This is a genomic window from Sphingomonas sp. Leaf343, from assembly GCF_001423765.1.
Taxonomy (GTDB): domain Bacteria; phylum Pseudomonadota; class Alphaproteobacteria; order Sphingomonadales; family Sphingomonadaceae; genus Sphingomonas.
Window position 1 is genome coordinate 58,458 of sequence record NZ_LMPG01000001.1, and the last position, 23,286, is coordinate 81,743.

At 68.9% G+C, this 23,286-nt stretch carries 20 protein-coding genes; 15 read left to right on the top strand and 5 right to left on the bottom strand.

Translation table 11 applies throughout. The features are described from left to right. Window positions 1-3: 3 nt before the first annotated feature. Entirely contained in the window at window positions 4-1,113 is a 1,110-nt protein-coding gene (locus ASG07_RS17385; RefSeq protein WP_055840605.1) for a hypothetical protein, read from the bottom strand. A gap of 378 nt (window positions 1,114-1,491) precedes the next feature. Here ASG07_RS17385 and ASG07_RS00235 point away from each other — a divergent pair, with 378 nt between their 5' ends. From ASG07_RS00235 to ASG07_RS00280, 10 genes are read left to right on the top strand one after another with little or no spacing between them, the layout of a single operon-like run. After that, entirely contained in the window at window positions 1,492-2,928 is a 1,437-nt protein-coding gene (locus ASG07_RS00235) for a methyl-accepting chemotaxis protein (protein WP_236694454.1), read from the top strand. 43 nt (window positions 2,929-2,971) lie between these two features. Continuing rightward, on the top strand, window positions 2,972-3,250 hold the full coding sequence (locus ASG07_RS00240; RefSeq protein WP_236694455.1) for an STAS domain-containing protein: 279 nt from the start codon (window positions 2,972-2,974) through the stop codon (window positions 3,248-3,250). Window positions 3,251-3,265: 15 nt separating this feature from the next. Then, on the top strand, window positions 3,266-5,392 hold the full coding sequence (locus tag ASG07_RS00245) for a chemotaxis protein CheA (protein ID WP_055840612.1): 2,127 nt from the start codon (window positions 3,266-3,268) through the stop codon (window positions 5,390-5,392). Next, on the top strand, window positions 5,392-6,258 hold the full coding sequence (locus tag ASG07_RS00250) for a CheR family methyltransferase (protein WP_055840615.1): 867 nt from the start codon (window positions 5,392-5,394) through the stop codon (window positions 6,256-6,258). Before ASG07_RS00245 ends, ASG07_RS00250 begins: the two co-directional genes overlap by 1 nt. Continuing rightward, window positions 6,255-7,289, top strand: coding sequence for a protein-glutamate methylesterase/protein-glutamine glutaminase (locus ASG07_RS00255; RefSeq protein WP_055840619.1), 1,035 nt, complete (start codon window positions 6,255-6,257; stop codon window positions 7,287-7,289). The genes ASG07_RS00250 and ASG07_RS00255 overlap by 4 nt, the downstream gene beginning before the upstream one ends. Further along, the gene (locus ASG07_RS00260; RefSeq protein WP_055842648.1) at window positions 7,286-7,837 is read left to right on the top strand and encodes a chemotaxis protein CheD; all 552 of its coding nucleotides are present in this window, start codon (window positions 7,286-7,288) and stop codon (window positions 7,835-7,837) included. The genes ASG07_RS00255 and ASG07_RS00260 overlap by 4 nt, the downstream gene beginning before the upstream one ends. After that, window positions 7,837-8,214, top strand: coding sequence for a response regulator (locus ASG07_RS00265; RefSeq protein WP_055840622.1), 378 nt, complete (start codon window positions 7,837-7,839; stop codon window positions 8,212-8,214). The genes ASG07_RS00260 and ASG07_RS00265 overlap by 1 nt, the downstream gene beginning before the upstream one ends. 26 nt (window positions 8,215-8,240) lie before the next feature. Next, a complete protein-coding gene (locus ASG07_RS00270; protein WP_055842651.1) occupies window positions 8,241-8,681 on the top strand; it encodes a chemotaxis protein CheW in 441 nt (146 codons plus the stop codon). A gap of 46 nt (window positions 8,682-8,727) precedes the next feature. Further along, entirely contained in the window at window positions 8,728-9,738 is a 1,011-nt protein-coding gene (locus ASG07_RS00275) for a chemotaxis protein CheB (RefSeq protein WP_055840625.1), read from the top strand. Beyond that, on the top strand, window positions 9,735-10,010 hold the full coding sequence (locus ASG07_RS00280; RefSeq protein WP_055840628.1) for a hypothetical protein: 276 nt from the start codon (window positions 9,735-9,737) through the stop codon (window positions 10,008-10,010). Before ASG07_RS00275 ends, ASG07_RS00280 begins: the two co-directional genes overlap by 4 nt. On the opposite strand, the gene ASG07_RS00285 is transcribed toward ASG07_RS00280, so the two are convergent. From ASG07_RS00285 to ASG07_RS00300, 4 genes are all read right to left on the bottom strand, one after another. Continuing rightward, window positions 10,007-11,641 carry a glycoside hydrolase family 43 protein gene (locus ASG07_RS00285; RefSeq protein WP_055840631.1) on the bottom strand — a complete coding sequence of 545 codons (1,635 nt, stop codon included), beginning with the start codon at window positions 11,639-11,641 and terminating at the stop codon, window positions 10,007-10,009. The two genes, ASG07_RS00280 and ASG07_RS00285, sit on opposite strands and share 4 nt — an antisense overlap. Then, entirely contained in the window at window positions 11,638-14,163 is a 2,526-nt protein-coding gene (locus ASG07_RS00290) for a glycoside hydrolase family 9 protein (protein WP_055842654.1), read from the bottom strand. Before ASG07_RS00290 ends, ASG07_RS00285 begins: the two co-directional genes overlap by 4 nt. Before the next feature lie 104 nt (window positions 14,164-14,267). After that, on the bottom strand, window positions 14,268-15,431 hold the full coding sequence (locus ASG07_RS00295; protein ID WP_055840634.1) for a sensor histidine kinase: 1,164 nt from the start codon (window positions 15,429-15,431) through the stop codon (window positions 14,268-14,270). 27 nt (window positions 15,432-15,458) lie between these two features. Continuing rightward, on the bottom strand, window positions 15,459-16,772 hold the full coding sequence (locus tag ASG07_RS00300) for a sigma-54-dependent transcriptional regulator (protein ID WP_082474389.1): 1,314 nt from the start codon (window positions 16,770-16,772) through the stop codon (window positions 15,459-15,461). A gap of 50 nt (window positions 16,773-16,822) precedes the next feature. Between ASG07_RS00300 and ASG07_RS00305 the strand changes: the two genes are divergently transcribed. From ASG07_RS00305 to ASG07_RS00325, 5 genes are read left to right on the top strand one after another with little or no spacing between them, the layout of a single operon-like run. Then, complete coding sequence (locus ASG07_RS00305; protein ID WP_236694457.1) at window positions 16,823-18,103, top strand: efflux RND transporter periplasmic adaptor subunit; 1,281 nt, start codon at window positions 16,823-16,825, stop codon at window positions 18,101-18,103. A gap of 11 nt (window positions 18,104-18,114) precedes the next feature. Continuing rightward, window positions 18,115-18,795 (top strand): ABC transporter ATP-binding protein, encoded by a 681-nt coding sequence (locus ASG07_RS00310; protein WP_055840640.1) that lies wholly within the window; start codon window positions 18,115-18,117, stop codon window positions 18,793-18,795. Window positions 18,796-18,818: 23 nt separating this feature from the next. Next, a complete protein-coding gene (locus ASG07_RS00315) occupies window positions 18,819-19,556 on the top strand; it encodes a head GIN domain-containing protein (protein WP_055840643.1) in 738 nt (245 codons plus the stop codon). A 31-nt stretch (window positions 19,557-19,587) separates the two neighbouring features. Then, window positions 19,588-22,011, top strand: coding sequence for an ABC transporter permease (locus ASG07_RS00320; protein ID WP_055840645.1), 2,424 nt, complete (start codon window positions 19,588-19,590; stop codon window positions 22,009-22,011). Beyond that, the gene (locus tag ASG07_RS00325) at window positions 22,004-23,263 is read left to right on the top strand and encodes a TolC family protein (protein ID WP_055840648.1); all 1,260 of its coding nucleotides are present in this window, start codon (window positions 22,004-22,006) and stop codon (window positions 23,261-23,263) included. The genes ASG07_RS00320 and ASG07_RS00325 overlap by 8 nt, the downstream gene beginning before the upstream one ends. Window positions 23,264-23,286: the final 23 nt, after the last annotated feature.

The following is a 23,286-nucleotide window of genomic DNA, read 5'->3' on the forward strand; positions in this document are numbered from 1 at the left end:
GCATCACCACCAGGGGTCGTCGCCCCAGCGATCCGCCTCCAGCCACGCGGCGGCGGCGCGGTCGCGCGCCTGATCGGGCACCGGCTGACGCAGATACAGGCCGAGATCGCGAGTGATGCGATCGACCCGGCTGCCCGCGACGAAGGACGCGGTGCCGATCGCCCGCGCGGCTCCCTCCATGACCGACAGGCCCGCATCCTCGACGATGCCGCGCGTCATCATCACGCACCCGATCGCCTCCGGCCGCGCGGCCTCCGCCAGCGTGGCGGCGCGGGCGACCCATTGTCCCGCCGATCGCGTCGCCGCCACCGCCGCGCCGAAGCGGACGCGCTGGATCGGATCGCCGCCCTTGCCGGTCGCGACCAGATGATCGCGCCAGTGCCGCACCAGCGCCTCGATCGCACCGAGCTGCACCGCCGTGAAGCGCCACGCACCCGCCGAAAAGCGCGGCTCCCGCTCGTAATCGCCCGGCTGGCCGATCAGCGCCTCCGGCGGCACGATCATCCCGTCGAAATCGAACAGGCCGCTGACCGTGCCGCGCATCCCGCGCACCTGCCACGCCGAATCGTCGACGCGATCGGTCTGCCCGGCGATGTCGACCAGCACCATCTGTTTGGTCCCGTCCGGCCATCTGGCGGTGATGAGCGCGCGGTCGAGGTGGCCGGCCCCGGTCGCGAAACTCTTCGCGCCCGTCAGCCGAAATCCACCCTCGCACGGGGCCAGCGTCATGCCCGGCGGCGGTTCGGTGTTCCACACCCCGAAGCTGCGCGACGCGGCGAGATCGTCGTGCAACACAGATCGCTGCTCGTCCGTGCCATAGGCCTCCACCAGCTGCACCGCATTGACGTGCCCCTCGTAGATGCGGCCGAGGCTGAGGTCGGCCCCGCCGATCCGCCGCAGCACGACGAGCAGATCGCGGGTCGCCGGTTCGTCGAGCAGGGAGGCGAACGCCCGCAACGCGCCCGTCCGGCTCAGCTCCGCCAGCCGTTCGGCCGGGAAGACCTCCGGTCCGTTGCCATGGTCCCATCGCGTCGCCGCGTCGCGCACATGCGCGACGATGTCGGCGGTCGGGGTGCGATCCGCGGTCGGCATGGCGGTTTCGTGGTCGATCATCGGCCGACCCTACCCGCCCGGCAGCCGGTGTCGAGAGCCGCCGACGGAACGCCTGTGCGACCCGCCGACAGCGATTCGCAATCACCCGGAAAAGCGCCGGGGAAAGGCATAACACACTGATTTTACTCTATAAAAACCGCCCGGTAATGCAAGTAACCTGCGCATGTCTGCCAGTTGAATGCGAGTAAAACAGCCGAAGACATCCGCCTGTCGAGCGGATATACCTACGATTACAACGCGTAAGCTACAGTTAATGCCGGTCTAACCTCGTCATTAACCCTGCCTTAGTCAATCGTTCACTAGAGACATCTTCGTAGCGAGGCTTTGGCGCATGGCGATTTCCCATGAGCAGCTGGCCCAATGGATGGAGATGCTCTGATGATCGCCTGGTTCCGTGCCAAAGCCCCGATCCGTCGCAAGTTCGACGTGCTGCTCGTAACCTATCTCACGCTCGGCGCGGTTCCGGTGGCGACGACCGCGATGGCGATCGGCGATCCGGCCGCCTCGACGACCCTGCTGGGTGCCGCGATGGCCGCGCTGGCGGCGATCGGGATTGTCGGCGTGGCCGCGAAGCGGCTGGTCTGCGACCCCTATGTCACCACCGTCGTGCGCATGGAGGGGCTGGCCGCCGGCGATCTGTCCTCGCCGATCGCGTACATCGATTTTACCGACTGCGTCGGCCGCATGACCAAGGCGATGCAGGTATTCCGCGAGAATGGCGAGGCGATCCAGGCTGCGGGCAAGGCGCAGGAACAGGTCGTCGGTGCCCTCGGCACCGGGCTGGCCCGCGTTGCGATCAGCGATCTCAGCCACCGGATCAACGATCCCTTCCCGGCGGATTACGAGGGCCTGCGCCTCGATTACAACCGCGCGATGGACGCGGTCGGCGCGGCATTGACCGCCGTCAGCGACGCCAGCAGCGGCATCAACAACGGCGCCAGCGATATCCGGCAGGCATCCGATGACCTGTCGCAGCGCACCGAGCAACAGGCCGCCAGCCTGGAGGAAACCGCCGCCGCGATGGACGAGATCACCGGCACGGTGCGTGAGACGGCCGCCGGTGCGATCCGCGCCAATGCCGTGGTCGGCGAGGCCCGCACCGAGGCGGAACAGTCCGGCGACGTCGTGCGCCGCGCGGTCGAGGCGATGAGCGGCATCGAGCGCGCCTCCGCCGAGATCAGCGAGATCATCAGCGTCATCGACGGCATCGCCTTCCAGACCAACCTGCTGGCGCTGAACGCCGGCGTCGAGGCGGCACGGGCCGGCGATGCGGGTCGCGGTTTCGCCGTGGTCGCCTCCGAAGTCCGGGCGCTGGCGCAACGTTCCGCGGACGCGGCGAAGGACGTGAAGGCGAAGATCATGGCGTCGTCCGAGCAGGTCGAGGCCGGCGTCGAACTGGTCAGCGAGACGGGCAAGGCGTTGCAGCGGATCATCGGCCGGATCGGCGAGATCAGCGTGCTGGTCGGCACGATCGCCACCTCTGCCGAACAACAGGCCACCGGCTTGCAGCAGGTCAACACCGCCGTGTCCGAGATGGACGGCGTGACGCAGCAGAACGCGGCGATGGTCGAGGAAGCGACGGCCGCCGCGCGCAGCCTGGCGGAGGAGGCCGATCATCTGGCGCGCGAAGTGTCGCGTTTCACGCTCAGCGGCGCGACCCGCCCGGTGGCGGTGCCGGCATCGACGTCGGTGGTCCACACCTTGCAGGCGCGGGCTGCGCAGGCCGGACGCGATATCGCCCGGACGGCGAAGCGCCGGGTGGCTGGCGGGGGCGGCGGCAGCGCCGCGGCCGAGAGCGACTGGTCCGAATTCTGACCGTTCGCCCCCGTCCCATCCGCGCCTTGCCGGGAGCCGTCCAATGACCCTGACCGCATCGACCCTCAATCTCGCCACCATCATGGACACGTCCGCGGCCGGGCCGCTGCGTCAGGCGCTGAAGCAGGCGCTGGGCCAGGGCGGACCGCTGGCGATCGACGGCAGCGGTGTGGAACGGGCGGGGCTCGCCTGCCTTCAGGTGCTGGCCGCCGGCCGATCGGCGGCGGCGCAGGCCGAGGTCGATTTCCGGATCGACCCGGTCAGCCCGGCCCTCGCCGGCATGGTGTCGCTCGCCGGGCTCGACGCCCTCCTCATCGCCTGATCCAGGAGCGTTCCCGTGGACCTCAATGCCATCCAGCAGATGTTCTTCCAGGAGTGCGACGAAGGTCTCGCCGGCATGGAAGCGAGCTTCGCCACCCTGCGGGACGGCGACCGCGATGCGGAGACGATCAACGGCGTGTTCCGTTGCGTCCATTCGATCAAGGGCGGGGCCGGGGCGTTCGGTCACGAACGGCTTCAGGCCTATACCCACCACTACGAAACGCTGCTTGACCTGATCCGCAACGGTACGCTGGAGCTGACGCCGGCGCTGCTCGACATCGTCATCGGCGCGTTCGACATGCTGTCGGACCATGTCGCCGCGGCGCGTGACGACACCGCGGTTCCCGCCGATGCCGCGATGCTCGTCCGGCTGGAAGCGGCGGCGGGCGGCGACACCGCGGCGACGCCGGCCTCCCCGCCGACTGGCACGCCGGCACCCGCGTCGGAACCGGCGTCGGCCGGGATCGGCGACGATTTCGACGACCTGATGGCGATGCTGGGCGATGTCGCTCCGCAGGCCGATACCCCGGCGGAGGATGCGCCCGCGGGCTGGCGGCTCGTGTACCGCCCGACCGCCAATGCGCTGGATCACGGTGCCGAACCGTTGTTGCTGCTGCGCGAACTGTCGCTGCTGGGCGGCGTCGTCGTCGAATGTGACGTCGGCGCGCTGCCGACGCTCGACGCGATCGATCCGGAATGTGCCTATCTCGGCTGGACGATGGCGCTGCCGGCGCAGGCCAGCGAAGACGATATTCTGGCGGTCTTCGAGTTCACCGATGCCTGCGCGATCACGCTGACGCGCGATGTCGTGCCGGCTGCGCCCCTCGCACCGGCGCCCGCTCCGGTCTCGACGGCGATCGTCCAAGCCGTGGTCATGCCGCAGGACGACGCCCCGTCGACTGCCGCCTCCGTGTCGTCCGACGAACCGAAGGCGGCCGCCAAGGGGGCGGCGACGCCACCCGCCGCGCAGACGATCCGCGTCGACCTCGACAAGCTCGACCGGTTGGTCAACCTCGTCGGGGAACTCGTCATCACCCAGTCGATGCTCGCGCAGCGGCTGACCGAGAGCCGCATGGGCGGGATTTCCGAACTCAGCGACCTTGAACACCTGACGCGCGAGTTGCAGGAATCGACGATGGCGATCCGCGCGCAGCCGATGAAGACCGTCTTCAGCCGCGTGCCGCGCATCATCCGCGAGCTGGAGGGCGAAGTCGGCAAGCGCGTGCGGCTGGAAGTCGAGGGCGAGATGACCGAGGTCGACAAGACCGTGGTCGAGCGCATCGGCGAACCGCTGACCCACCTCATCCGCAACGCCGTCGACCACGGCCTCGAATCGACCGAGGGCCGCATCGCCGCCGGCAAGTCGCCGGAGGGGGTCGTGCGCCTGTCCGCCGCGCATCACAGCGGCCGGATCGTCATCACCGTCTCCGATGACGGGCAGGGCATCAACCGCGCCCGCGTCCGCGCGAAGGCGATCGAGCGCGGCATCATCCTGCCCGACGCGACCCTGAGCGACGAGGAGATCGACAACCTGATCTTCGCACCCGGCTTCTCCACCGCCGCAACAATTTCCAACGTGTCCGGCCGTGGTGTCGGCATGGATGTCGTGCGCAAGAACATCCAGGCGCTGGGCGGCCGCATCAGCATCCAGTCGCGCGAAGGCGTCGGATCGAGCTTCTCGCTCAGCCTGCCGCTGACGCTGGCGGTGCTGGATGGCATGATCGTGACGATCGGGTCGGAGACGTTCGTGATCCCGCTCAGCCATATCGTCGAAAGCCTGCGCCCGACGCAGGAGACGCTCAACCGGTTCGGCGTCGACGGTGCGCTGCTCGACGTCCGCGGTTCCTATGTGCCGGTCTTCCCGCTCGCCGACCATCTCGGCATCGCCGATGCGGAACGTGACCCGACCAAGGCGGTGCTGATCGTCGTGGAGGGCGATCAGGGTCAGGCGGCGCTGCTCGTCGATACGATCCGCGACCAGCGGCAGGTCGTCGTGAAGAGCCTCGAGGCCAATTATCAGGAGATCGAAGGCGTGGCAGGGGCGACCATTCTGGGCGACGGGCGCGTCGCGCTGATCGTCGACATCGACACGCTGACGGCGCGTAGCCGCCTGTCGCGCGTCGCACTGGCGGAGGCAGCGTGATGGGCGCTCCGGCAACCGCCGCCTCCCCGGAACGGGGACGCGAATTCGCTTTCACCGCGACCGACCATCGCACCATCTCGACGATGGTTTATGACGAGGTCGGCATCCTGCTGCCCGACGGCAAGATGCAGCTCGTCTATGGCCGCCTGGCCCCGCGCGTCCGCGCCTGCGGCCTGTCCAGCGTCGCCGACTATATCGTGGCGATCGGCGACGATGCCGAAGAACGGGCGAAGGCGATCGATGCCCTGACCACCAACCACACCAGCTTCTTCCGCGAGAGCCACCATTTCGACGATTTCGGCACGCGGATGTGGCCGTCGCTGTCCGAACGGCTGGCGAAGGGCGGGCGCGTCCGCCTGTGGTCGGCGGCGTGTTCCAGCGGGGAGGAGCCCTATACGTGGCTGATGGCCGCGCTGGGCAGCGACCGGACCGCGGCGCAGCGGCTGCTGGGACGCGATTTCAAACTGTTGGCGACCGACGTCTCGGCCAGCGTCCTCGCGACCGCACGGGAAGGGCGTTACAGCAAGGCGACGCTGGCGACCGTGCCGGGTGCGCTGCGGACGGCGTGGGTCAAGGGACAGGGCGACCTGCTGACGGTCGATCCGATGTTGCGCGACGCGATCGCGTTCCGGCCGCTCAACTTGCTCGGCGAATGGCCGATCAAGGGGCGGTTCGATGCGATCTGCTGCCGGAACGTCATGATCTATTTCGACGAGCCGACCAAGGCGCGGCTCCAGTCGCGGCTCGCCGATCGGCTGGAAGTGGGCGGCATGCTGTACATCGGCCATTCCGAGCGGCTGGTGGGCGGCGTCGAGAAGCGTTTCGAGAATGTCGGTCGCACCGCCTATCTGAAGGTGTCGGCATGAGCGTCCGGACCCTGATCGTGGACGATTCCGCGACCATGCAGGCGATGATCCGGCGCAAGCTGGAATGCGATCCGGCGATCGAGGTGGTCGGGACCGCCGGTTCCGCGGACGAGGCCCGCGCGCAGATCAAGGCCCTGGACCCCGACGTCGTGACGCTCGACATCGAGATGCCCGGCATGAACGGGCTGGAGTTTCTGGAGCGGCTGATGCGGTTGCGGCCGACGCCCGTCGTCATGCTGTCGACGCTGACGTCGCGCGGCGCGGATGTCAGTCTGGCGGCGCTGGAGCTGGGTGCGTTCGACTGTTTCGACAAGGCGGCGTTGCCGCTCGCCGCCGACGCGAACGGCGCGTTGAGCCTGACCGATCTGGTCCGCGCCGCAGCGAAGTCGCGGCCGTCGTCGTCGCTGCGTCCGACGGCACCGCCGATCCAGCCGAAATCGGAGGTATTTCACCCCCGCGCGAGCAGCATGATCGCGATCGGCGCGTCGACCGGCGGCGTCGAGACGCTGATCGCCCTTCTCGCCGATTTCCCCCAGAACTGCCCGCCGACGGTGATCGTCCAGCATATGCCGGCCAGCTTCACCGCCAGCTTCGCCGCGCGCCTCGACCGGTTGAGCCCGCCGCGCGTGCTGGAGGCGCGGGCCGGCGCACCGCTGGTGGCGGGGACGGTCTATCTGGCCCCCGGCGGCGACCGGCATCTGGAGATCGCGGGCACCGGAACCAAACGACATTGCCGGCTGGTCGAGGATGCCAAGGTCAGCGGCCATCGGCCTTCGGTCGATCGGCTGTTCCAGTCGGTCGCCCGTGTCGCCGGCGCTGATGCGGTGGGCGTGATCCTGACCGGAATGGGCGGCGATGGAGCGGAAGGATTGAAGACCATGCGAAACACGGGGTCGACGACGATCGGCCAGGACGAGGCGACGTGCGTCGTCTACGGCATGCCGGCGGTGGCGCACCGGATCGGCGCGGTGTGCGAACAGCAGCCGCTGGGCCGCATCGCGGCGCGGCTGATCGTGGAGTGCCGGGCATGATCGCGGCCAAGCCCCGCGACGGCTTTCGCCGGATCACCGTGGCGCAGGGCGAGACGCGGGTATCGGACGAGCAGGACGTCGTCATCACGACGGTGCTGGGCAGCTGCATCGCCGCCTGCTTCTACGATCCGGTCGCGCAGATCGGCGGCATCAACCATTATCTGCTGGCGGACGGCACCTCGACCGACACCGGATCGATGCAGCGTTACGGCGTGTATGCGATGGAGGTGCTCATCAACGCGATGCTCGCGATGGGCGCGTCGCGGCACCGGCTGAAGGCGCGGATCTTCGGCGGCGCATCGATGCGCAGCGGCTTTCGCGACATCGGCGGCACCAACATTGCTTTCGCCCGGTCGTTCCTTCGCGACGAGCGCATCCCGCTGGTCGGCGAGGATGTCGGCGGCACCGGCGCGCGCCGGGTCGAGTTTCGCGCCGCGCTGGGGCTCGCCCGCTGCACCACCGTCAACGACACCGTGCCGACACCCGTCGTCCGGCGTCCCGCCCCCGTGATCGCACCTGCCGCTCTCGGCGACGTGGAGTTCTTCTGATGACCGATACCGTACCCAAGACGATCATGACCGTCGACGACTCGCCCAGCATGCGGATGCTGCTGCGCGCCGCCCTGACCGACCTCGGCTATAGCGTGATCGAGGCGGAGGACGGCGTCGACGCGCTGGAGACGCTGGCGACGACACCGGAACCGGACCTGCTCATCACCGATATCAACATGCCGCGGATGGACGGGTTCGGCCTGATCGCGGAGGTTCGCGGCGCGGGCCGGCGCAACCTGCCGATCCTGGTCCTGACCACCGAAAGCTCCGACGAGAAGAAGCAGCGCGCGCGTGATGCCGGCGCGACCGGCTGGATCGTCAAGCCCTTCCACCCCGACAAGCTCGCCGCCGCCATCCGGCGCGTGCTGCATTGATCCTCCTGACCAACGAGGCGACACCCATGTCCCGTCAACTCATCACCTTCCAGCTCGGCGACCAAGTTTTGGGCGTCGACATCATGGCGATCCGCGAGATTCGCGCATGGTCGCCGGCGACGCCGCTGCCCAACGTGCCCGCGCATGTCCGCGGCGTCGTCAACCTGCGCGGCGTCGTGCTGCCGGTGCTCGACCTGCGCTGTCGGCTGGGCTGGGGCACGACCGATCCCAGCGCGCGCCACGTCATCATCGTCGTCCGCATCGGCGAACAGTTGCAGGGCATCATCGTCGATGCCGTCAACGACATCGTCACGGTCGCGGCGGAGGATATGCAGCCGCTGCCCGAGATGGGGGATGCCGACGCATCCCGTTTCCTCGAAGGACTGGCGACGATCGACCAGCGGATGATCCTCGTCCTTGCGCTGGAGCGGCTGGTCGATGCCGTTCCGCTCGCCGATGCGGCCTGACGACCGCCGATCATAACCTCTTAACCGTACAAGAAAGATCAAGCCGATGGCTGCCACCAAGGTTCTCGTGGTCGACGATTCGCTGACGATGCGCGCGCTGATCTCCGGTGCGCTCGAACGCATCCCCAATGTCGAGGTCGTGGGTCTGGCCGATGGCGCGGCCGAGGCGCGGGAGATGGTCGCCCAGTTGCGCCCGGATGTCATGACGCTGGACGTCGAGATGCCGGGCATGAGCGGGATCGAATATCTGGCCGAGATCATGGCGACCAAGCCGATGCCGGTCATCATGTTCTCGACCCGCACGACGGACGGTGCGGCCGAATCGATCGAGGCGTTGCGGCTGGGGGCGATCGACTGCTTCCCCAAGCCGCGCGTCGCCGCCCCCGCCGAACTGAACGCGATCATCGCCAAGCTGGGCAAGCGGCTGAAGGCGGCGAAGACCGCGGCGCTGCGGGCGGCGAGCGCCGCGCCGCCGGTGCCGGTGGCGATGGGGCCGATCGAATGGAACGGCCGCGTGCTGGTGGTCGGCGGTGATGCGTCGACCACGGCGGCGTTGTTCGAGATCTTCGGTGCCTTCCCCGCCAACTGCCCGCCGACGCTCGTCGTCCAGCATCTCGGCCCCGGGCTGGTCGAAACCATGGTCGCGCAACTCGGCGAGAAGGTCGCGCCAAGGGTGGTCGTGGCGACGGACGGCATGCCGGTCGAACAGGGCACGATCTATTTCGCGCCCGCTGGCGATCATCACATGGTCGTCGACAGCTGGCCGGCGGGCAAGCTGCGGCTGCTGCCGCGCGATCCGGTGGGGGGCGAGCGGCCTTCCATCTCCCTGTTGTTCGCGGCGGCGGCGAAGGCTGCGGGCGCGGCGGCGGTCGGCGTGCTGCTGCTCGACGGCAGCGAAGACGGCGGCGGCGGATTGAAGGCGTTGCTCGGTGCGGGCAGTTACGTGTTCTCGCCGGCGCCGGAGACCGGCGGCTACACGCTGGCCCGCAACATGGTGACGCAGCCGACCGCGCGCGACGCGCTGCCGGCCAGCATCCTCAAGATGTGCGCGAAATGAGCGCGGCTCCCCGCGACGCGATCCCGCTGGCCGAGGCGCTGGCGGAGGAGCTGGTGCTGGCATCGCGGATGCTCAACGACCTGGCCTATGATCTCGGCAGCGACGAGGGCACGCTCCGCCTGCACATGGCCAGCCTGCAAAAGGTCGACCACATCACGCAGATCCAGCTCGCGGTCGCCGACCTGCTCCGCAACCGGGAGGAGACGGAGGCGTGCCTCGCCGGCGTCACGCTGGAGGGGATGGCGGACCGGCTGCGCGCGGCGATCCGTTAACGTGTCGCCGCATAGGGGCCGATCAGCGTCCCAACGAAGCCACCCGCAGTCTTCGTGCTGAGGAACCGCGCATCGATATCGCGCGCCAGCGTGCGGAGGCCGGTTCCGCCCCGATAGTCGAACGCCATCGTGCCGCCGGTCGCGCGGATCGTCAGCGTCACCGGTTCGCCGGCCGCGATCGGTGCGGAGGCGACCAGCGTCTCGCGACCCTTGTCGGCGGTGTAGAGCGCCACGACCGGCTTGCCCGCGATCCGCGTGACGCCGAACACCAGATAATTCTCGTCGCTCTGCGTCGCGGCAAGACCCGCGCGTTCGCCGTCCGTGTCGGGCGCGAAGCGGACCGACGTCGATACCGTCGCGATATGATGCTGCTGGCGGCGCGCCATGAAGGCGGGGGCGCTCGACAGGTCGCCGATGCGCGGGCCGGGCGCGAGGATCAGGTCGCCGTCCGCCACGCGGTACACGGGCCGCTTGGGCGTGCGGACGCCGATCCACTGCATTGCCAACCGGTCGCCGTCGAACTCGTCGGTGTAGGCGAAGTCGCCTGCGGTCGCGACCGCAGGCGAATGCGGCAGCTTGGGAGCCCCGGCGACGAACGGCACCGTCCGACCTTTGGGCAGGATGACCGGCCAGCCGTCCTTCCACGTCACCGGCAGCAGGAACGTCTCGCGGCCGATGTTGTAGTAATCGCCCTCATAGGGCCGCACCGCGAGGAACGTCGCCCACCAGTCGCCATTCCGGGTCTGTACCAGCTCGGCGTGGCCGGCGGAGGTGATCGGATGCGGTCGCGCAGGGTCGAGGTCGCGCTGCGTCAGGATCGGATTGCCCGCATAGGCCAGATACGGACCGCGCAGCGCGCGTGACCGCAACACGACCTGCGAATGGTTGACGCTGGTGCCGCCCTCCGCCGCGGTCAGGTAATACCAGCCGTCCTTGTGGAAGATATGCGGCCCCTCGATCCAGACCGGTTTTTGGGTGATGTCGACGCCGCCATTGACCAGCTGAATGCTGTCGCCGACCATCTTTCCGGCCCGCCTATCATATTCCTGCAACCAGATCGCGCGATGCCCGTCGTAGCGCGGCGTCTCGTTTGGTGCGCGGTTGTTGACGATGTACGCCCTGTCGCCTTCCCAATAGATCGATGGATCGATGCCCTCGAACGGCAACCAGATCGGGTTGGACCACGGACCCTTCGGGTCTTTTGCGGTGATGACGAAGTTGCCTTTGCACGCGACGCAGGTGTTGACGATGTAGAAGACGCCGTTGTGATACGAGATGTCGGGCGCGAACACCGCCTCCGACGTCCTGCGCCCGGTGAAGTCGAGCTGTTCGGGCCGGTCGATCGCGTTGCCGATCTGCGTCCAGTGGACGAGGTCCTCCGAGTGGAAGACCGGCAGGCCGGGAAAGTGCGCGAACGACGAATTGACGAGGTAGTAATCGTCGCCGACGCGCGTCACCGACGGATCCGGGTAATAGCCGGACAGGATCGGGTTGCGATACTCGCCCGGTGCTGTGGCGACCCGCTCCTCGCTCTGCCCCCGATAGGTGAAACGGCTGAACCGTGCCGGTTCGGACGCCGCCGCGGCCACGGCCACGCCGGCCAGCGCCAGAGCGAGGAATTTCAGCATCATTTCGCTCCCGCCAGATCCTGTGCGGCGTGCGCCAGTTCGATCCACATCGCGCCTTCTGGGATGACATACTCGTTCTCTCCCCAGAAGAACGGCCAATCCTCATGGTTTTCCGGGAAGTCGGGCTTGATGACCAGCACGCCCGGCACGACGCCGCCGGCGATGAACGAGAAATCGGCGCGGTTGTTGCCATAGGCGACTTCCTTCGACACCGTGCCGACGCCCGACACGAACGAGATGTCGGAGCCTGGATGATGACCGAGCAGAAACTCGATGCCGCGAAATACCGGCTCTGCGGGCATGATCTCCGGAAAGGCCTTGTGAAGCAGATACGCGTTGAGGGCGGTACCGAGCACGGTGCCGCTGCCTGCCCACCCGCCGGTCGTGATCGGTACGCCGAACGGATTGGCGGCCGCGCCCTTCTCGGTCGCGGCGGCATAGGCGCGGGCGGCGGGGATCATCCCCTGACGATAGCTGGCGGGCATCGCCGGGATCACCGCGACCGCATCGCGCAGGTGGAGGCCGAATTTCGCTTCGATCGTCGGCCATAGCGACTGGACGGCGGCGGCATATCGCGGATCCCGCGTGGTCCGCAGCAATTCCACCGCCGCGGCGAAGCGTTCGGAGTCGAGCGGCCCGCCGGTCGTGTTGCCGTGGCTGAACAGGTCGGGCGCGTGGCCCTGCTCTTCCGCCCAGATTTTCGTCGCGATGCCCAGCGCCTTTTTCGACAACGCCGGGTCCATCTCTGCCAGCGCGCGCGATGTGGCGGCCAAGGCCGCGATCGAGCCATAGTTGAGCGCCGACGCCTTGCTGGTGAAGGCCCAGCGGTCGTCGGGCGTCCCGCTGCGTCCGTTCTTCTCCTCGCCGATCTTCAGCGACGGGTCGTAGATCAGGCCATCGGTCTTGGTCGAGGCGTCGCCGAGATGCGTATATTGCGCAACGTCGGGCTCGACGATGCCGTGGATCGCATGGCCCACCGCATCAAACTGCGCGATCAGTTGCAGCGCGCCGTGGCGGATCTGCTGGAGCAGGTCGGGCGTGCCGTCCGGCACGTGCATCTCGGTGCGGCGGCGCGTCCAGTCGACGCTGGTGGTATCCCGCGTCGGCCGCCACCGCTCCCATGTGTCGACCAGCGAGCGGACGACCTGATATTGCGACTGGGTGCGAATGTCGAAGTCGCCCGCATCGAACCAGCCGCCGATCGCGAGGCCGGGAATATGCTCGCCGGGCTTGAAGCGCGTGTCGGTGGTCGGCCCCTGCCGGTAGAGATCGATATGCTCGTGATCGACGGGGGCCTGCCGCGCGTCGTCCTTATGTGCGTCGCCGTGCCAGACGCGGTAGCCCTCGTTGACGAACATGTGGTCCATCGCGACCGGAAAATACACGTCGAGCGTCGGGTGCCACGCGCCTGCATAGGCATCGGCGGCGATGCGGAACGGGGCGGTGCGGGTCGGTCCATATTCCAGCACGTACAGGCCGGGATCGCGTACCGCGCTGAAATCGAGCTGGAGATAGCTGTAGCGGAGGTAATCGCCCCAGCGTTTGGCGGGCGGGGTGCGGACCGGCGTCATCCGACCGTCGTCACCGATGCGCAGCAGGCGTGCGGGCAGCGCGCGGCGGTCACTGCGGTCGAGTTCGATCGTCGCGATCTTGCGCGCGTTCGGTGTGTAGCCGAGTTGCGAATGCGCGATCACCGGCGGACGCAGCCAGCCGGGAACGCTGTTGGGTTGGATCGTCCATTCCAGCACCGTGCCGGTGCGGCCGGCGGGCAGCAGCGAACGCAGCACGAACCAGCCGTTCTGCGCCTGATTGCGGCCGTCGAACAATTGCACCGGTGCGGTAGAGCTGATCGTCACGCGCCGCGCCGGGTCCTCGGGTGCCAGCACGAAGCGGTTGCCCTGCGCGATCGGTGTCGGCTCCGCGCCGGGACCCTCGTTGCGGCCGCTGGCGGCGTTGCGGTCCGGCGTCGCCGTCATCGCGTCGGCGGGATAGAGCGGGAAGGTGCCGGTACGGCCATCGGCCATATAGCTGTGGTGGAAATAGGCGGTCGGCAGGAATTCAAGGTTGAAGCCGGCCTTGCCCGCTAGCGCGGCGGGCACGGGCGTGTCGAGGATCACCGTCACGGCGACCGCCCCGCCGCGCCGTTCGGAGCGGATGCGATAGCGCCAGTTATGGTCGGGATATTCGAGCGTGACCGTGATCGTGCCGGTCGCGGCATCGACCTTGCGGTCGATCAGCCGCCCGGTCGCGTCCCACTGACCCGGTGTCGAGGACAGGCGGATATCGCCGTTGGTGGCGATGCGCGTGCCCTGCTGGATGATCTCGACACCAGAGATCTTCGCGTCCGCGAACAGGCCGTCATACCAGTTCGAGAAGACGAGGACGTTTGCGGCTGGAACTTCGTAATAGCCTGCCGCGCCCAGCGACATCGCCGGAACCGCCCGCGATGTCACGGTCTGCGCCTCTACATTGCTCGTGCCGGCCAGCAGCAGCGCCAGTACGCCGCATGCGATCTTCCCCGCCATCATCCTCTCCCTGTAACGCTCTATGCGCCTGTTTCGATAGGGTTATACCGCTAACATTAATGAGCGCCAGAGGCATCCGGCCGACTAGTGGTACCGATATCAGCCTATCTAGGGATGGTCAGCGAAAAGGTCGTCGGCATCCCCGCGTCCAGGCTCAACTCTCCACCATGCGCCTGTGCGATCTGGCGCGCGGCGGCGAGGCCGATGCCGTTGCCTTCGGCCTTGGTGGTGAAGAAGGGCAGGAAGATCGAGGCGCGGTCCGCCGGGGCGACGCCGCCACCGTCATCCCGGATCGCGAAGACGAGGCGGGCGGCCGTCGTGGTCACGCCGAGCCGGACGACGGGGTGCGGACCGACGGCGATACCCGCCTCGGCCCCGTTTCGAAGCAGCGCGAGCAGCGCCTGCGTGATCTGGCCACGATCGATCGCGGCGACGATCTCGCCCGGATCGTCGACCGCCAGACGGACATGATGCCGCCACTCGCTCTCGAACAATCGGGCGCAATCGGCGAGCAGGTCGGCGAGTCGGACCGGCTCCACGGTCGGTTCGGGCAGACGGGCGACCTGACGATAAGCCTCGGTGAAGCGTTGCAGGCCGTCGGTGCGGCGGGCCAGCGTACCCAGAATGTCCGGCAACAGCCGGTCGCGCCGCTCGGCCGGGGCATCGAGCACGTCCAGCGCGCTTTCCGCAAGCGAGGTGATCGGGGCGAGCGCGTTCATGACCTCGTGGCCCAGGACGCGCAGCAGTTCGCGGGTGGCGCGTGCTTCGGCGGCATGTTCCTCCGGCTCGACATCGACCAGCGCCACGAGGGTGCGGGGCATGCCCGGCGCATCCACGACGGCACGATCGATCCGCCAGCTCCTGCCGCCGTGACGCAGGCGTGCGGCATCCGGCGACAGCAACGCGACCGGGGCCGGCAGCACCCGATCGTCGGTGGCGAACAGTCGTCGTGCCGCACGGTTGAGGGCGCGGACCTGCCCGCCTTCGATCGCCAGCAACGCGCCGGGAGCCTGATCGAGCAGGACCCGGAGCATGATGCGTTCGTCGTCGGGCTGTTCGGCGTTCGCAGGGCGCTCCTGGCTGTCTGCCCGCGCGACCGCCACGGCCAGCAGCGCGCCCAGCCAAAGGACGACCAGCACCGCGACGGCGATGGTGCCCCAGAAGCGATGGTCGAACGCCCGGACGATCGTACCGCCGGCCGCGGCGAGGCCGATCGCCATGGCGATCATGCCGATGCCGCGGATGTAGCCTGGACGGCGTGACGCCATCAGTGCGTCCCGCGCGTCATGGCCGCATTACAACCCATGCCGCGTCATCCGGCGGTACAGCGCCTGACGGCTCAGCCCCAGCGCAGCGGCGGCGTGGGAAACATTATGGTGGTGGTGGCGCAGGGCAGCCTCGATCATCACCCGCTCCGACTGTTCGAGCGACACGTCGAGCGGCGGCGTGGCGTTGGCGGCCGGCGACACCGCCTCCACCAGTCGTGGTGCCAGTGCGGCGGCATCGACGACGCCGTCCTGATCCAGCAGCACCGCACGCTCGATCGCCTGCGCCAGTCCGCGCACCTCGTCCGGCCAGTGGCGCGCGAGAATCAACGCCTCGGCGGAGGCGGTGAAGGGCGGCACCGCACGACCGTGACGGGTCGCTGCCAATGCCGCGAAGTGGCGCGCGAGCAGCAACGCGTCGGCCTGTCGCTCGATCAGGCGCGGGACGGTGAGTTCCACGGTACCGAGCCGTGCCCGCAGGCGTGGCGACAGGCCGGCCGTATCGTCCACGATCGCGACGGTCCTCACCGTCGCGGGCAGGCGGTCGAGCAGGCGTGCCTGCTGGATATCGTCCAGCCGTTCCGGGTGGCGCAGGATCAGCGTACCGCCGACGGCGTCGATCCGCTCCCATGCCGCCGCATCGCGCACGTCGACCGTCACCGCGTCGCGATCGGCATGCGGCGATCCGTCGTGCAATGCGGCGGCGACAAGGCTGCGCCCGGAGCCGGACGCTCCCCTGACGATCACGCTGGCGGGACTGGGTGCAACCCGGCGGATCAGGTCGCGCAGGCCCGTCATCGCGGGCGAGTCGCCGAGCAATCGGTGCAGGCCGCTGGCACGGTCGGTCGAGGACCCCAAAACGGGTATCGTCGCGACAGGACGGCGTCGCTTGCCGATCGCGGCGTCGACCCGCGCGATCAGGTCCGCGTTGCGCCACGGCTTCATCACGAAGTCCGACGCGCCGGCCTGCATCGCCGCGACCGCGATGCGGATGCCGCTGTGCGCGGTGATGACGACGATCGCGGCGGTCGGATCGTCGGCGACGATCCGCGCGAGACAGGCGAACCCTTCCTCGCCGCTGGTCTGCCCCTGCGTGAAGTTCAGGTCGAGCAGGATCGCATCGTAGCGGTGCTGCGCGAGCAGGGAGAACGCCTCTGGCGGCGCGACGGCGGTGTCGACCCGGTGGCCGGCGCAGTCGAAGGCCAGGGTGACCGCCTGCGCGATCTGACGATTGTCGTCGACGAGCAGGATCCGGTGTCCGCTTGACGCGTCGTGCGGTGTCCGATCGCGGACACCCTGTCCGGCGGCGGACGATGTGCCCTCCAGAGGATCTTGCTTAGTCATTGAATTTACGTGCTTTCGGCATTTCCGGATTCCTGCGCGACACTGTCCGCATGATGACCGAACCGAACATACACGCAAACCTTTCTCCCGGCGCGGGAATGGACCGGCAGGTCGCGAAAAAGCCGCGACCGTGGTGGCGGTCGCGGGCGGCGTTGATCGCTGTGGCAGCCGTGCTGGTCGCGGTGGCGGTGTGGCGCTTCCTGCCCGCCTCCGGATCGACCGACATCGCGTCGGCGGATGTCGAGACCGGGCTGGTCGGACGCGCGCCGTTCGCCGACTATCTGCCGGTGCGCGCGACCGTCGCGCCAAAGGTGACGACCCTTGTCGGCGTGCTGTCGGGCGGTCAGGTCGAGAGCCTGCTGGTGCAGGACGGTGCGATGGTCGCGGCGGGTCAGCCGCTCGCACGGCTCGCCAACCCGGAACTGCGGCTGGAGGTGCTGACGCGCGAGGCGCAGATCGCCGGGCAGCTGGGCGACGTGTCCGGACAGGATCTGGGGATCGAGCGCAACCGGCTGGATCGCGCCAGCCAGATCGCGCAGGCGAACTACGACCTCATCAAGGCTCGGCGCGAGCTCGGCATTCGCCAGCAACTGCACGACAAGGGTTTCGTGTCGGACGCGGGCGTAAAGAGCTTCGCCGAAGAGGCCGCCTATCAGGAGAAGCGGCTGGCGCAGTTGCAGTCGGGCGGCGCGACCGAGGCGCGGATCACCGCGTTGCAGGAATCGCGGCTGGCGGACACGCGCAACCGTTTGTCCGGCAACCTGACGGCGGTGCGCGCGGGTCTCGACGCGCTGGTCGTGCGCGCGCCCACCGGCGGCCGGCTGACCAATTTCGCGATCCAGCCTGGCCAGACGCTGAAGCCGGGTGATCCCGCCGGACAGGTCGACAGCGAAGGCGCGTGGAAGCTGGAGGCGGATGTCGACGAATTCTACCTCGGCCGCGTCGCGGTCGGGCAGAAGGGTACGGCGAACGACGCGCGGCTGACCGTCAGCAAGGTCCTGCCCACGGTCAAGGACGGCCGGTTCCGCGTCGAGCTTATCTTCGACCGGGCACCGGACGGGCTCAACCGCGGCCAGACGCTCGACGTTCGCGTCACGCTGGGCAGCACCGCGCCGGCGCTGGTCGTGCAGGTCGGCGGCTGGGTCGACGCTGGCGGCGGATCGTCGGTCTTCGTCCTCGACGGCGACGGCGCGCATGCCCGCCGCCGAACCATCAGGATCGGCCGCCGCAATCCCGAGCAGGTCGAAATCCTGTCCGGCCTCGAACCCGGCGAACGCATCGTCACCAGCAACACGTCGGCCGTGAAGGGCGACATCCTCAACATCCGCTGAAAGGCCCCGTCATGATCCGCCTAGAGAATATCCAGCGCCGCTACGTATCCGACGAGGTCGAGACGACCGCGCTCCACGACATCGACCTGCACGTCCAGTCGGGCGAGTTCGTCGCGATCATGGGGCCGTCCGGCTGCGGCAAGTCGACGCTGCTCAACACGCTGGGCACCGTCGATCGTCCGACCGGAGGCCGGTACATGTTCGGCGACCGCGATCTGGCCGCGATGGACGAGGCCGCGCTGGCACGTTTCCGCGGCGAGACGCTGGGCTTCGTATTCCAGAGCTTCAACCTGATCGACGAGCTCACGATCGCCGAGAATGTCGAACTCGGCCTCGCCTATCGCAAGGACAGGAGCGGCGACCGGCGTGCGCGGGTGGCGGCGGCGATGGACAAGGTCGGCATCGCCCACCGCGCCCGTCATTATCCGCACCAGTTGTCGGGCGGTCAGCAGCAGCGCGCGGCCATCGCCCGGGCGATCGTCGGCGATCCGAAGCTGATCCTGGCGGACGAGCCGACCGGCAATCTCGACACCGAAAACGGCGCGCAGGTGATGAACATCCTGAACGGCCTGAATGCGGAGGGTGCGACGATCGTGATGGTCACCCACTCGCCCAGCCACGCGGACATGGCGAAACGCCGCATCGACATGCTCGACGGGCGCATCGTCGCCTCCGTCGCCCGCGCCCTCTGATCTTCGAAACAAGGACCACGATCATGAACCACCTCGCCTTCGCCGCCCTGATCCTCGTCACTTCCACCGCCGCTATCGCGCAGTCCGGGGAGCGCCGGTTCGATGTCGGCCGCTTCGACGCGGTCGAGCTGACCGGCTCCGATGCGGTGCGCATCGTGCCCGGCGCGGCGTTCTCCGTCGTGGCGAGCGGCGATCCGCGCGCCGTCGCGGCGCTGAGCGTCGACGTCCGGGGCAACACGCTCCGGGTCGGACGTCGACCGGGCAACTGGCGCGACAAGGGCGCGGTCGTCACCGTAACGATGCCCGCCATCCGCGCCGCGACGATCACCGGATCGGGCGATCTCGACGTGGCGCGGGTCGCCGGTCAGGGCTTTACCGGCCGGGTCGGCGGTTCGGGCGATTTGCGGCTGCACGACGTTCGCGTCCGCGACGCGCGGATCGAGGTCGGCGGATCGGGCAACGTCACTCTGGACGGCAGCGTCGGCGGCGCACTGGCGATCGACGTGTCCGGATCTGGCGACGTCGTCGCGCGCGGGACGGCGGGCGCTGTCGCCGTCCGGCTGGTGGGATCGGGCGATATCGACACGAGCGCGGTCCGGACGCCGCAGGTGCAGGTCGACCTGTCCGGATCGGGCGACGTGAAGACCTATGCCAGCGACGCCGCGCGGATCGCCGCACGCGGCACGGGCGACGTGTCCGTCGCGGGCCATCCACGCTGCACGGTCCGCAAGACCGGCACCGCCGACGTGTCCTGCGGCTGATCCTCCTGACCTCGAAATCGGACTCCGGCTCATGAACCGCTTCGCGCTCCTGACGCTCTATCGCTCGCTGACCCGCCACAAGCTCTACGCCGCGCTGAACATCGGCGGACTGGCGGTGGGCATCGCCGTCTTCCTCGTCCTGTCGCTCTATGCGCGGTTCGAAACCAGCTATGAGAGATGGCTGCCGCGATACGACCGCATCTATCTCGTCCAGTCGGTCTGGAACATGCCCGGCAGCGCCTTCAACGGCGCGATCCCGTGGACGATGGGCGGGCTGCTGGACCAGATGCGCGAGGATTTTCCCGGCACGGTGGGTACGCGGGTGCGCGGCGGCGAGGATGCCGGCAACGTCGTGCGCAGCGGTGTCGCGGTCAGCGAGGATGTCGCCCAGGTCGATTCGACCTTCTTCGATGTTTTCGACCTGCCGATGGCGCAGGGTGACGGTCGCAGCGCGCTGCGATCACCGGCCAACGCGATCATCAGCGAAAGCGCGGCGAAGAAATATTTCGGGTCCAGTGATCCGATCGGCCAGACCATGACGGTCGCGATGGACAGCGCCAACAGCTACCGCGTGGCGGGGGTGTTCCGCGACCTGCCGAAGAACAGCGATTTCCAGCTGTCGATCCTGATCCCGCTGGCGAAGACGCCGCCGAACGAAAACTGGTATCACTGGGGCAGCAGTCACCTGCAGACGTTCCTGCGCTTCGACACACCCGAGGCGGCGCGAGCATTCGAACGGAAGACGGCGGCGTTCGTCGATCGCCGTGCGACCAAGGATATGGGCAAGGATGCATCCAGAACGCTGGCGCTGGCCCTGCTACCGATCGAACGCGGGCATCTGGAGCCGACGGGGACACAAAGCGCCGGACAGAAGCTGACCGTGGTCACGCTGGGCATCGTCGGTCTGCTGACGCTGCTGATCGCGATCGTCAATTACGTGAACCTCGCGACGGCGCGGGCAGGATTGCGCGCGCGTGAGGTCGCGATGCGCAAGGTGCTCGGCGCGGATCGCGGAGCGCTGGTCCGCCAGTTTCTGGGCGAGGCGGTGCTGACGGTCGCGCTCGCCGCGCTGATCGGGCTGATGCTGGCGGAACTGAGCCTGCCGCTGGTGAACGCCGCGGGCGGGCTGTCGCTGACGATCCCGTATCTGGTGGTCGTGCCGTTGCTGTTGCTGCTCGTGCTGGTGGTGGGTGTCGCCGCCGGCTTCTATCCGGCGATGTTGCTGTCGCGCTATCCGGCGGCCGCGGTGCTGGCGTCGGCCCGGTCGCCGGGTGGCGGTCGTGCGGGAACGCGGACGCGTGAGGCTCTGGTCGTGTTCCAGTTCGGCCTCGCCATCGCCTTCATCGTCGGCACGATGGTCCTGTTCGCGCAGACGCGGCACGTCCGCCAGTCCGATCTGGGGTTCAAGCGGGACGGACTGCTCATCGTGCGCTCGCTGGCCGACAGCCTGATCTCCACCCCGCAGAAGCGTGCCGTGATGCAGGCGCTGGCCGCTCTGCCGGGCGTCCATTCCACGGCGGTCGCCGACAGTGCGGTCGGGGGCAGCGGCAACGACAGCAGCGACAATGTCAAGCTGCCGGGCGTCGCCGGGAGTGGTCCCTCGTTGCGCTGGATCGTCGTCGGCCCGCGCTTCTTCTCCGTCTATGGCAGCCGTCTGATCGCCGGACGAGTGTTCGACGACGAACACCGCGCCGACGATAGCGACGGGGTCGCGAAAGGTCAGCCAAGGGCGATCGTCATCAACCGGCGTGCCGTGCCCACGCTGGGCTTCCGGTCACCGGAAGAGGCGATCGGCAAGACGGTCGGCGTCGACCGGCCGCGCACGATCATCGGCGTCGTCGACGACATGCGGTTCGACTCGCCACGCCAGGCCAACACCGCGACCTATTATGTGTACAGCCGCAAGCCCGAGGAATTGGGGTCCAGCGTTGCGGCATTGCGCTTCACGGGCGACCCCAGGGCGATGGTCGCCTCGGTGCGCGGCGTGTGGCAGCGGATCGTGCCGCAGGTGCCGTTCGTCGGCGGCACGGCGGACCAGCGACTGGCGCAGTTCTACGAGGCGGACGACCGCGCGACGCGGCTGTTCGCGATCGGGGCGGGGCTGGCGGTGCTGATCGGCTGCGTCGGGCTGTGGGGGCTCGCCTCGTTCAACACCGCGCGACGGGTGAAGGAGGTCGGCATCCGCAAGACGCTGGGCGCGTCGTCCACCGACATCGTCAAACTGCTCGTCGGGCAGTTCCTGCGGCCGGTGCTGATCGCCAACGTCGTCGCATGGCCGCTCGCCTTCGTCGCGATGCGGACGTGGCTGGCGGGGTTCGACGACCGGATCGCGCTGTCGCCGCTGTTCTTCATCGGCGCGAGCGTGGCGGCGACGTTGATCGCGGTGCTGACCGTGATCGGCCAGTCGCTGCGCGCCAGTCGTGCCGCGCCGGCATGGGCATTGCGTCATGACTAGGTGGATCGCGACGGCGGCGGGCCTGGTCTTCGCGGTGTCCGCGCCGACCTCTGTTTCGGCGGAGACGTTGCGGGAGGCGGTGGCGGCGGCGTTCGCCACCAATCCGCAACTGGCGGCGGCGCGGGCGCGGCAGGAGGCGCTGGCGGAAACGCCGGAGCAGGCGCGGGCGCTCGGCCGGTTGACCGCGGCGGGCGGCGGGACCGCAGGCTATGACCGGTTCGGATATGGCAGGGGCGGGATCGCCACCGTATCGGCCACCCTGCCGATCTGGACAGGCGGCCGGGTGCCGGCCGCGGTCCGCGCCGCCGGTCGCGACGTCGCGGCCGGCGAGGAGGGGCTGCGCGATACCGGGGCGGCGATCCTGGAAAGCGTCGTCGCCGCCTATGCCGATCTGCTCTACAACCAGCAGGCGGTGGAGGTCGCGCGCGTCGGTATCGAGCGGCTGGATGCGCAGGTGGCGGAGGCACGCTCCCGCTTCGGGCTGGGGCAGGCGACGCAGACCGACGTCGCGCAGCTGGAGGCGCAACGGGCCAGCGTTGTCGCCAATCTGGCCGATGCCGAGGGTACGCTGGCGATCGTCGCGGCGGCGTATCGGGCGATCGTCGGCCGGCCGGCGGGCACGCTGGCGGCGGAGGTGCCTTCGCCCGTCCGTCTTCCCGCCACCCGCGACGAAGCGCGGGTGGCGTCGATCGCCGACAATCCGCTGCTGCTCCAGCAACGCCGTGCCGCGGAGGCGTCGGCGGCGCGCATCGCGCAGGAGCGGGCCGAGCGGGCGCCGTCGCTGGGGCTGGCGGGTAGCTACGGCTATGGCGGGCGCTTGGGTGGCGGCGATCTGCGCGGCTATGATGCCGGGGCGGTCGGCGGCGTGGCGCTGCGCATCCCGCTGCTGACGGGTGGCCTCGTCGCGGCGCGGGTGCGGCAGGCGGAGGCGAACAACCGTGCCGATCGCTTCGGCGCCGATGCCGCCGCGCGGGAGGCGGAGCGTGGTGCGGATGCCGGCTGGGCCGCGCTCGCGGCGGCGCAGGGCCGGCTGACCGCCAATATCGAGGGGCTTCGCGCGGCCGATCTGGCGTTGCGCGGGGTGCGCGCCGAATATGGGTTCGACCTGCGGTCCACGATCGACATCCTCGTCGCGGACCAGAGCCTGCGCGCGGCGCAGCTTGCCGTCGCGCGCAGCCGGGGCGACGTGCTGATCGCGCAGGCCGCGCTGCTCCGCGCGACCGGACGGCTGACGGTCGATGCCTATGGCTGAACGCCCGCCGTTCGGCTTATGGG